This is a genomic window from Polynucleobacter sp. 35-46-11 (genome assembly GCF_002281105.1).
In genome coordinates, this window is sequence record NZ_NCFJ01000365.1 from 1 (window position 1) to 2,617 (window position 2,617).

A 2,617-nucleotide genomic window follows, 5' to 3' on the forward strand; every position below is an offset into this window, starting at 1 on the left:
CCCCAGCCACCACCCCAACCTGGGCCGTATGCTGCTGGACGCCAACCGCCGCCATAGCCACCTCCGTAGCCACCGCCAACAGAGACTGCCCAGCCAACATTACCCGCTTGAGCCGATACGGGAGCAAGCGCAAATAGACCTACTGCTGCAAAGAGCGTCAGAACTACCTTAGACACAACTGAGTTGTATTGCTTATGGCTTGTTTTCATAGTGGACCCCATTAATTGGTCGCCTCCTACTACCTTTAACGCTTCATCCAAATCTAGGCTGACAGGATTTGGGCTTTTATTTGAATATTTGTTAATTACCTCTAGATACTCACTGCTCTAATTTTGCGCCTGATTTATAAATCACTCTACCCCATTTATTGGTCTCAGATTGAATCAATTTAGATAGCGCTTGTGGGCTTCCAGGAGCAGGATCTAGCCCGCTTGCGAGCAACTTATTTCTGACTTCAGCTTGATTCAGGGTTTGGCGGGTTAAGGTATTTAAGCGTTTTTGCAGGTCTGATGGGAGATTGGCTGGTGCCATCAGCGAGAACCATGATGTTGCTTCAAATCCAGGCAAGCCTTGCTCTGCCATCGTCGGAATCTCTGGCGCTGCTGGAGAGCGTTTTAGTGAGGTCACACCCAAAGCCTGAATCTCTCCTGCCTTGATTAAAGAAAGTGAGGAGGATAAATTATCAAAGAGCATCGAAATCCGGCCGCTAATGAGATCAGGTAAAGATTGCGCCCTTCCCTTATACGGAATGTGTCGAATCTGTACTCCAGTCATTTCTTTTAGGAGCTCACCTGACATATGCAAGGAGGTGCCAACACCAGAAGAACCAAAAGTGAGCTCATTGGGTTTTGATTTGGCCAACTCAATCAGTTCATGCAGATTACTCACACCCAATTTTTTATTCACCACCAGCACGTTAGGTGTACTCGCTAAAAAGCTAATGGGCGTGAAATCATTGATCGGATGAAATGACATCTTGTCATAAAGAGCACCATTGATAGTGTGGATACCTACCGTCCCAATCAGGAGCGTGTAGCCGTCTGGCTCACTCTTGGCAACAAGGTCGGCACCAATATTGCCGCCGTAGCCAGGACGATTTTCTACGAGGACTGGCACCCCTAGGCTTTGTTGCCAACTCTCAGCAAGCACACGCGCCAAAATATCAGGCGCTCCACCGGGAGTAAATGTCACCACAATACGAATCGCTTGTTTAGGCCAAGAAGTATTGGATTTAGCTGTTTGAGATTGAGCGGCACTGGCAAAGCTCAAACAGGCCAAAACGATAGCTAGAGCCCTCACCACCGTAGAAGTAATCATCATCAATTTACTTGCGACTTTTTAAATGCCAAAACGCGAGCGCAACCAAATTAATCCATCGTATTTAACAGGATCATCAGCGCAAGGACCAATGCCACACTCAAGTAGCGTAGATACCAGATTAGCAAAGACCAGAAGAATGAATGTCATCACTAAAACATTTGCAAATAGGGATCGTGAGCGCACATCACGATTAGGTAGCATCAATAAAATAGCAAGACCTGCTAATAATCCAACGTAGCCTACATAAGCCCAAGTATAAAAATGCAACTCTAAGAAAGTTTTTCCAAATCCTGTATCACCCGGCAAGATATGCAAAAGTACTTGGCGCAAAGACACCATCATCCCCACCAAACCACCAATGATTCCCCAGCCGTAATGAGCAGAATGAGCGCCACAGCGGATATTCAATACCAAAGCGAAGCCGATGATGATAAAACCCATGCGCTGCATTAAACACAGCGGGCAAGGTAACTCGCCAAAATAGAGTTGATCAATAAAGGCATAGGACAGCATGCCAATGATCCCAGCCAAGGCCAATTGATTGCCCAGCGCAGCTAGAGAGGGAAAAGAAGAGAAAGAGTGTTTACTCATTTTTCTCAGAGACTGATATTGAGATGATTAGTGGCATGAACTCGGAACCACAACATCAGGATACCGACGGTAATAGCCAGCATCACCAAACCTGCCAGACGCTTCTCAAACCATACAAGGGCAAGACCGATCAAAGCTGTCAGGAAAGGTAGAAACATATACATAGAAGAATTCTATCGCAGGTGGGTTCAAGCTTGAAAAACAAGTGCTCCAAAGGGTCTTTTGTATAGAATGCACTCATGAACACCACCCCGCCCAGCGTCGACTTACAGCTCGATGGCTCCATCGCCCGCATTACCTTCAACAATCCTGCGGCACGCAACGCCTTAAGCTGGCCAATGTACGAAGAGCTCAAGCGAATTTGCGATGACATAGCAAATAGACCGGAGATCAGGGTGGCTATTTTTCGAGGCGCTGGTGACAAGGCATTTGTATCGGGTAGCGATATTCAGCAATTTGTTGACCTACAAGAAAACGAAGCTTACGAAGTTGCAGTGGATGCTATTTTTCATTCTTTACAACACTTACCTATTCCAACCATTGCGCTGATCGAAGGATTGGCGGTTGGCAGTGGCTTATTGATTGCTACTGCTTGTGATTTCAGAATATCTACTCTTGATGCGCGCTTCGGAATTCCGGTAGCAAAAACTTTAGGCAATTGTTTGTCGCCGAGCAACCTATCCTGGATTGCCAATCACTTAGGCGT

The 2,617-nt window shown here is 46.5% G+C and carries 4 protein-coding genes and 1 pseudogene; 1 reads left to right on the top strand and 4 read right to left on the bottom strand.

Annotated elements, in window-relative coordinates:
* The 4 genes and pseudogenes from B7Y67_RS14950 to B7Y67_RS14965 form a co-directional block, all read right to left on the bottom strand.
* A pseudogene (locus B7Y67_RS14950) lies at positions 1 to 209 on the bottom strand (hypothetical protein); the annotation flags it as partial.
* A gap of 109 nt (positions 210 to 318) precedes the next feature.
* Positions 319 to 1,320, bottom strand: coding sequence for a tripartite tricarboxylate transporter substrate binding protein (locus B7Y67_RS14955; protein WP_363926969.1), 1,002 nt, complete (start codon positions 1,318 to 1,320; stop codon positions 319 to 321).
* Between the two features lie 18 nt (positions 1,321 to 1,338).
* Positions 1,339 to 1,911 (bottom strand): disulfide bond formation protein B, encoded by a 573-nt coding sequence (locus tag B7Y67_RS14960; protein ID WP_293599320.1) that lies wholly within the window; start codon positions 1,909 to 1,911, stop codon positions 1,339 to 1,341.
* Positions 1,912 to 1,916: 5 nt separating this feature from the next.
* Complete coding sequence (locus B7Y67_RS14965; RefSeq protein ID WP_215301056.1) at positions 1,917 to 2,075, bottom strand: DUF5993 family protein; 159 nt, start codon at positions 2,073 to 2,075, stop codon at positions 1,917 to 1,919.
* 75 nt (positions 2,076 to 2,150) lie between these two features.
* On the opposite strand from B7Y67_RS14965, the gene B7Y67_RS14970 reads away from it, so the two are divergent.
* On the top strand, positions 2,151 to 2,617 hold a 467-nt coding region (locus B7Y67_RS14970; protein WP_293599321.1), incomplete at its 3' end, for an enoyl-CoA hydratase-related protein.

What these genes read in the sequence shown, in the direction of transcription:
- B7Y67_RS14960 (WP_293599320.1), bottom strand. Translation starts at nt 1,911, where the DNA reads ATGAGTAAACACTCTTTCTCTTCTTTTCCCTCTCTAGCTGCGCTGGGC.
- B7Y67_RS14965 (WP_215301056.1), bottom strand. Translation starts at nt 2,075, where the DNA reads ATGTATATGTTTCTACCTTTCCTGACAGCTTTGATCGGTCTTGCCCTT.
- B7Y67_RS14955 (WP_363926969.1), bottom strand. Translation starts at nt 1,320, where the DNA reads ATGATGATTACTTCTACGGTGGTGAGGGCTCTAGCTATCGTTTTGGCC.